Annotated in this window: 6 protein-coding genes; 2 read left to right on the top strand and 4 right to left on the bottom strand. The window is 70.3% G+C overall.

What is annotated here, in order from left to right:
- Positions 1-73: 73 nt before the first annotated feature.
- From ACFT55_RS09470 to coxB, 4 genes are all read right to left on the bottom strand, one after another.
- Positions 74-910, bottom strand: a complete 837-nt coding sequence (locus ACFT55_RS09470) for a hypothetical protein (protein WP_380243568.1) — start codon at positions 908-910, stop codon at positions 74-76.
- Positions 911-1,102: 192 nt separating this feature from the next.
- On the bottom strand, positions 1,103-1,504 hold the full coding sequence (locus tag ACFT55_RS09465; RefSeq protein WP_380243567.1) for a cytochrome c oxidase subunit 4: 402 nt from the start codon (positions 1,502-1,504) through the stop codon (positions 1,103-1,105).
- Complete coding sequence (gene ctaD / locus ACFT55_RS09460) at positions 1,501-3,321, bottom strand: cytochrome c oxidase subunit I (protein ID WP_380243566.1); 1,821 nt, start codon at positions 3,319-3,321, stop codon at positions 1,501-1,503. Before ctaD ends, ACFT55_RS09465 begins: the two co-directional genes overlap by 4 nt.
- On the bottom strand, positions 3,321-4,235 hold the full coding sequence (gene coxB / locus ACFT55_RS09455; protein WP_380243565.1) for a cytochrome c oxidase subunit II: 915 nt from the start codon (positions 4,233-4,235) through the stop codon (positions 3,321-3,323). The genes ctaD and coxB overlap by 1 nt, the downstream gene beginning before the upstream one ends.
- A gap of 367 nt (positions 4,236-4,602) precedes the next feature.
- On the opposite strand from coxB, the gene ACFT55_RS09450 reads away from it, so the two are divergent.
- Together ACFT55_RS09450 and ACFT55_RS09445 are read left to right on the top strand one after the other, a co-directional pair.
- Positions 4,603-5,823, top strand: a complete 1,221-nt coding sequence (locus ACFT55_RS09450; RefSeq protein ID WP_380243564.1) for a cysteine desulfurase family protein — start codon at positions 4,603-4,605, stop codon at positions 5,821-5,823.
- Positions 5,820-6,101, top strand: coding sequence for a sulfurtransferase TusA family protein (locus tag ACFT55_RS09445; protein ID WP_380243563.1), 282 nt, complete (start codon positions 5,820-5,822; stop codon positions 6,099-6,101). Before ACFT55_RS09450 ends, ACFT55_RS09445 begins: the two co-directional genes overlap by 4 nt.
- Positions 6,102-6,168 lie beyond the last annotated feature (67 nt).

Raw genomic sequence — 6,168 nt, 5'->3', positions numbered from 1 at the left:
TCGCGTGCGGGGCCTCTCGTGGCTGGCTGTGGCGGGGCTCTGCGGCGCCGGACGGCCGTGGAAGAGCTGCAGGTCAGCCCTGGCCGCCGAACTCCGAGTACGGGACGACCTTGCCCTTGGCGGGTGCCTTGACGTCGACCGGCTCGCCCCACTTGCTGAAGGCGGTCGACACGACCATCCCCTGGCCGCCGATCTCCATCGTGATGTCGCCCTGGATCGGCAGCCCGTCCGGGGCGACCTTGTAGACGACGGTCATGTCGTCCACCTGGTCGGCCATCTCAGCGTCGACGCCAGCGGCACCGTCGTCGAGCTTCGACGGGTCGACGGTCATGGTGTACACGTCGGCCTCGACGTCGCCGACCTGCTCGGTCCCGGTGTGCTCGAAAGAGGTCACCGCGTCGGCCATCGCCTCCGCCTGAGCGGCTGCGTCCATCGACTCCATCGACTCGAAGGTGCCCGCCATGTTCGGGTCCTTCGCCATCTCCTCGGCAGTCAGGGAGAGGTACTTGCCCTGGGTCAGCTCGCCCATGGACAGGTAGATCGTGCCGTCGACCAGGACGATGTCCATGTCCATGCCCATGACGGCCATGGACATCTTCATCGCCGTGTCCTCGAACGTCTTGCCGTAGGAGATGTCCGCGGTCGTCGTCGTCTCGGTCATGCCGGCGGACTCGGCGAGCTCGCCGCCGTAAGTCATCTCCATGTGCGAGGTGGACGCCTTCTCCTGGGCCGTCTGCATCTGCTCGGACAGGTCGGTGAGGTTCGCCGCCGTGCTGACCTCGGCCGCCTGCTCCTGACCGCCACCAGCTCCCGGGGTGGAGGCGGCGGGCTCCTCGCTCCCGCAGGCGCTCAGGGCGAGGGCGACGAGGCCCGCCGATGCCAGGGCCACAGACTTCTGGGGGACGCGCACGTGCTGCTCCTTCTCAGGGACTGATGAGGTTTCATTGCACCACGACTCCCCCCGGGCGGTCAGCAGCCCGCTGGCCGCCGTCGCCGATCGTTGCCGATCCGTGTCCGGAGGCCGCGCCCGCAACAGCGAAGGGCCCCACCCGCCGGGAACGGCGAGTGGGGCCCTTGGCGCGGTGCGAGAACCGCGATGCGATCAGTGTGCGTGCTGCCCGCGGCTGAACTCGAAGACCCAGCCGACGAGACCGATGACACCGAGGACGAAGCCGACGTAGAGCACCCACCAGCCGACCGCGAGGCCGAGGAAGGCGACGGCGGCCGACGCACCGATGACCAGCGGCCACCAGCTCCACGGCGAGTACACGCCCTGGTCACCGGCGCCCTGCTCGATCTCGCCCTCCTCGTCGTCCTCAGGACGGGCGTCGATCCGGCGGGCGGTGAGCGCGAGGTACGCCCCCACCATCGCCATCAGGGCACCCACGAGCGGGATGCCGAGGTAGCCGACGGGCTCCGTGAAGTCCGTGACGAGGCCGTAGATCACGCCCACCACGACGAAGAAGGGAGCAAGGAACAGGAAGAGCTTGATCTCGATCTTCACTTGCGGTTCTCCCCCTCGTCGTCGATCACCGTGGTCGTGGACTGTGCGGACTCCGACTGCGCGCTGTCCCGACGCTCCTCGACGAGCTGCTGGTGCCCGCGACGGTCCGGGTCGCCGTAAATGGCGTCCAGTCCGCCGTGGCCCGGAGCCTGCTCCATCGCCGCGACCTCAGGGTGGTGCAGGTCGAAGGCGGGCGACTCGGAGCGGATGCGCGGCAGCGAGGTGAAGTTGTGGCGCGGCGGCGGGCAGCTGGTGGCCCACTCGAGCGAGCGACCGAAGCCCCACGGGTCGTCGACGGTCACCTTCGGCGCGTTGCGCCAGGTGGTGTAGACGTTCCAGAGGAAGGGCAGGGTCGACGCGGCGAGGATGAACGCGCCGATGGTCGACACCTGGTTCTCCCAGGTGAAGCCCTCCTCCGGCATGTAGTCGGCGTACCGGCGGGCCATGCCCTCGACGCCCAGCCAGTGCTGGATGAGGAAGGTCATGTGGAAGCCGATGAACAGCAGCCAGAAGTGCACCTTGCCGAGCCGCTCGTTGAGCATGCGGCCGGTGAACTTCGGCCACCAGAAGTAGAAGCCGGCGAACATCGCGAACACCACGGTGCCGAAGACGACGTAGTGGAAGTGCGCCACGACGAAGTACGAGTCGGAGAGGTGGAAGTCCAGCGCGGGGCTCGACAGGATGATGCCGGTCAGACCACCGAAGAGGAACGTGACCAGGAAGCCGATCGACCACAGCATCGGCGTCTCGAACGTGAGCTTGCCGCGCCACATCGTGCCGATCCAGTTGAAGAACTTCACACCGGTCGGGATGGCGATGAGCATCGTCATGAAGGCGAAGAACGGCAGCAGCACGGCACCGGTCACGTACATGTGGTGCGCCCAGACGGTCACCGACAGGGCCGCGATCGCGATCGTCGCGTAGATCAGCGTCTTGTAGCCGAAGATCGGCTTGCGGCTGAACACCGGGAAGATCTCCGACACGATGCCGAAGAACGGCAGCGCGATGATGTAGACCTCGGGGTGGCCGAAGAACCAGAACAGGTGCTGCCAGAGGATCGCGCCACCGTTGTCGGGGTTGAAGACCTGCGCACCGAGACGACGGTCGGCACCGAGCGCGAAGAGCGCGGACGCCAGCGGCGGGAACGCCATCAGCACGAGCAGGCTCGTGACGAGCGTGTTCCACGTGAAGATCGGCATCCGGAACATGGTCATGCCCGGCGCACGCATCGTGATGATCGTGGTGATGAAGTTGACGGCACCGAGGATCGTGCCGAAGCCCGCCAGCGCGAGGCCGAACACCCAGAGGTCTCCACCGAGCCCTGGACTGAACGTCGTGTTCGACAAGGGCGCATAGGCGAACCAGCCGAAGGAGGCCGCGCCCTGCGGGGTGAAGAAGCCCGCCGCGGCGATGATGCCGCCGAAGAAGAACAGCCAGTACGCGAACATGTTGAGACGCGGGAAGGCGACGTCGGGCGCGCCGATCTGCAGCGGCATGATCACGTTGGCGAACCCGGCGAACAGCGGCGTCGCGAACAGCAGCAGCATGATCGTGCCGTGCATCGTGAAGAGCTGGTTGTACTGCTCCTTGCTCTGCACGACCTGCAGGCCGGGCATGAACAGCTCGGCCCGGATCAGCAGGGCGAGGATGCCTCCCACGGCGAACCAGATGAACGACGTGATGAGGTACATGTACCCGATCGTCTTGTGGTCGGTGGAGGTGATCCACTTGACCACGGTGCGACCGAGGTTCTGGCGCTTCGGGGCGAGGCCGGGAATGACCTCGGCGCCGTGCGCGGTGTCGGTGATGGCGGCCATCAGCCTTCGGCCTCCTCGGTGCTGGCGGTGGACCCGGCGTGCTGCTGGCGGTTCAGGTCGAGACCGAGCTCGCCCGTCTGGCCGGCGTCTTCGAGGTCGCTCATGTGGGCGTCGTACTCCGCCTGCGAGACGACCTTGACGTTGAAGAGCATCCCGGAGTGGAACTCGCCGCAGAGCTCGGCGCACTTGCCGGCGTAGGTGCCCTCGCGGGTGGGCGTCACCTGGAAGGTGCCGGTCCGGCCCGGGATCATGTCCTGCTTGTACAGGAAGGCGGGGATCCAGAACGAGTGGATGACGTCGCGCGAGTCGAGCGTGAACTGGACCGTCTGGTCGACCGGCAGGTACAGCGTCGGCACGTCCTTCGAGGTGCCCGGCTGCCCGTCCACCTCGTCGTCGAGCGTCTGGCCGCCGACGTCGAGCAGGTGCTGACCGGTGTCGTAGACGCCGTCGGTCAGGTAGTTGAAGTCCCAGCTCCACTGCTTGCCGATGACCTGGATCTTCACGTCGGGCTCGGCGCTCGTGTCCTTCACGGCCGTCATGTCACGGTCGGTGTAGAAGAACAGCACGAGGATCATGATCGTCGGCACGGCCGTGTACATGATCTCGAGCGGCATGTGATAGCGCGTCTGGACCGGGAGCTGGTGGTCGTCGCGGCGCTTGCGGTAGGCCGCGACGCACCAGAGCATCAGGCCCCAGGTGATGACACCGACGATGAGCGCGGCGATCCAGGAGCCGACCCAGAGGTGGGTGAGGCGCTCGGTCTGGTTGGTCACCTCCCCGTCGCTGTAGCCGGGAAGGTATCCGCGCTTGACGGAGTCGCTGGCACAACCGGACGCCAACACCGCGACGGCGCCGGCGATGACCGTCGCGCGCAGGATGACCCGCCGGGTGCGGGTGGGGCTCTTCGAGTGCAAGGGAGGCCTTTCACGTCACGTCCTGCCCGAACGCCGCAGCCCTGGGGGGCGGGCGCGCAGACGGGACCTTCGTCCTCGATGTGATGCAGCCTAGCGCGCCGCGGGCCGGTTCGACGCCGCGAAAGCCCCGTCGGGACGTGACTCTTTCCGCACGAGACGTCCACATCTGCCGGTTGCCCACACACGCTCGCGCCGTGTCAGATCGTTGTCCCTGGGTGTCAGATCCTCGAAGCCCCCGCGCACGGGCGGACGGGCCACCCCGATCCGCCGAAGATGGCACGATCGTGCCTCGGACGCGGGACGCGCGTCCGCTCGCGCACCGCCTGCCGGGGGTCGCGCCGCACGTCATCGCCCACGGAGCACACCTGTGACGGACACCACCGATCCTGCCGCGAGCCCCTCCCCCACGGCACCACCTCCCGCGAGGGCCGCCGCACCGCCCGCCGCTGCGGCGCGGGTGCACCTCGACAACGGAGGGGCGGCCGTGCTGCACCCGCTCGCGCGTCAGGCGCTGGTCCAGGCCCTCGACGACGGCTGGGCCGACCCGCGCCGCCTTCACACGGAAGGACGGCGCGCCGCCCGCCTGCTGGACGGGGCCCGGGAGGCGGTGGCCGGCATCATCGGCGCGCGGACCGAGGAGGTGCGATTCACGGCCAGCCACGTCGCCGCGCTCCACGCAGGGGTCCTCGGCACCGCCCAGGCGCGGCGCCGAGCGGGCGGTGACGTCGTGGTCGGCGCCACGGAGCGCTCCGCGGTGCTGCACGCAGCCTCCGCCGCCGCCGACGCCCACCGCGGGTCCCGGGTCACCGTCGGCGTCGACCGGCACGGCCGGGTCGACCTCGAGACGTTCCGTGCTGCCGTGGCCAGGTCCGGCGTCGCCGTGGCCGCGCTGCAGCACGCCAACGGCGAGGTCGGGACGCGGCAGCCCCTGGACGCCGCGCACGAGGCCGCGCGTGCCGCGGGCGTGCCGCTCCTGGTGGACGCCGGCGCGAGCCTCGGGCACGACGGGGCCCCGGACGCCTGGGACCTTCTCGCGGCCCAGCCGACCGACTGGGGGGGCCCGGCGGGCGTGGGCGTCCTCGCCGTGCGCCAGCGCGTGCGGACGGCGCCGCCCGGCCCGGAGGACCCGGACCCGTGGGCGCCGGGCGGGGTGAGCGTGCCCGCGGCCTTCGCGGCGGCCGTCGCGCTCCAGGCGGCCGTCGCCGACCGCGTGGCCCAGGACGCCCGTCGCCGCGCGCTCGTCGAGCGGGTGCGCGGCGCGGTCGCGACGCTCCCCGACGTGGAGGTCGTGGGCGACCCCGACGACCGGCTCCCCCACGTCGTGACGTTCTCCTGCCTGTACGTCGATGGCGAGGCGCTCGTGACCGAGCTCGACCGCGCGGGCTTCGCCGTCGGTTCGGGCTCTGCCTGCACGTCGGGCACCCTCGAGCCGTCCCACGTGCTCGCGGCGATGGGGGTGCTCACGCACGGGAACGTGCGGATCGCGCTGGACCGGTCGACGTCCGACGAGGACGTGGAGCGCTTCCTGGCCGTGCTGCCGGGCGCGGTGGGCCGCGTGCGCGCCATGCTCGGGGTGGAGGGGCTGTGACCGGCGACCCCGCAGGTCCGGACGGCGAGGTCGTGGTGGACGCCCGCGGCCTGCGCTGCCCCCTGCCGGTGATCCGGCTCGCCGCGAAGGCGCGCGACCTCCCGGCCGGGACGCTCGTCACCGTGCTGTCGACCGACCCCGCCGCCCGGCACGACATCCCGGCGTGGGCCCGGATGCGCGGCCACACGATGGCGGCCGACCCGGTGCTCCGTGACCCCGGCGAGGGCTCCGACGACCCCTGGTGGTCGGTGACGGTCCGCCTGGGAGACGGGACCTGAGGGGCGCGGTCCCGCGCACCGCGACCGCCCTCGGGCCCTCGCCGGCGACCGTCCCGCGAGACGACGA

Origin of the sequence: Isoptericola sp. NPDC057191 (assembly GCF_042670225.1) — a bacterium.
Classification (GTDB): domain Bacteria; phylum Actinomycetota; class Actinomycetes; order Actinomycetales; family Cellulomonadaceae; genus Isoptericola.
Note: the sequence above shows the minus strand (reverse complement) of the source record. Positions and strands in the feature narration are given on the sequence as shown.

Coding starts and splice junctions, on each gene's coding strand:
- ctaD (WP_380243566.1), bottom strand. CDS start 3,321: ATGGCCGCCATCACCGACACCGCGCACGGCGCCGAGGTCATTCCCGGC.